Genomic DNA, 804 nt, shown 5'->3' on the forward strand with positions numbered 1-804 from the left:
GGGTGCATCCGACGTTTATGGAATCATTTAACACGCCGAATCCTCTTCTCTCGTGAGACCCTTTTTTCCTGCGCACTTTTCTCATACTGATCAAAGAACGAATCAAATTTTGAGTTATACTTGGCGCAGCGTAGCTTCAAAATATTGTTGGCATAGTCAACTTTCCACCAGGCACCTGATCTCTTGAGACGAATATTACTGATAAACTTGTTGGCACTTTCTATTGCGCCACTGCCAAGTGGATAGCCACCACGCCGTAAGCGGCCATACTCAATTCTAACCTTGTTTGTCTTGAGATAGTTGACCAGGTTGTCCCGCTCTGTCTTTGCCTCTGCAGTTTCACACTTCATCCGGTTCAACCCGGCGATCACGTGAGCAGCATTATTATGAAACAAGCGTACCTTGGTTTGTTCTATCCACGAACGGGCCTTTTCTGTTTCAGAAAAGTGAATTTTGGCAAAATCATGTAAATGTTCCGAGCAGTGATAATAATCGAGAACTTGCCGACATTCAGGGAAATACTCTTTGACACAGTCCCATATCCACTTAGCTCCATCACCAACAAAACACAAACGTACTTTGTCCAGTGGAATGATATCCTGCTCCCTCAACTCGGCCAGAAACTCGCGGAATTCATTAATGTTACTGATTTGATGCCAGCTTAACAGATGGACAACTTTATCTTTGTCCAGCAAATAACCACGAATACCTTTCGCCTCGCGCCAACAGTGAGGCTGCCCTTTTTCTTCTGTCCTGATTGGAACCATGGCGCCGTCAGCAGAAAAGACGAGTACTGGTCGGCGG

Annotated in this window: 1 pseudogene; it reads right to left on the reverse strand. The window is 45.4% G+C overall.

What is annotated here, in order from left to right:
- Positions 1-23: 23 nt before the first annotated feature.
- Positions 24-804, reverse strand: a pseudogene (locus JWH17_RS23230) (ISKra4 family transposase); the annotation flags it as partial.

Source organism: Desulfogranum marinum (genome assembly GCF_016918565.1).
In the GTDB taxonomy this organism is placed as follows: domain Bacteria; phylum Desulfobacterota; class Desulfobulbia; order Desulfobulbales; family Desulfobulbaceae; genus Desulfogranum; species Desulfogranum marinum.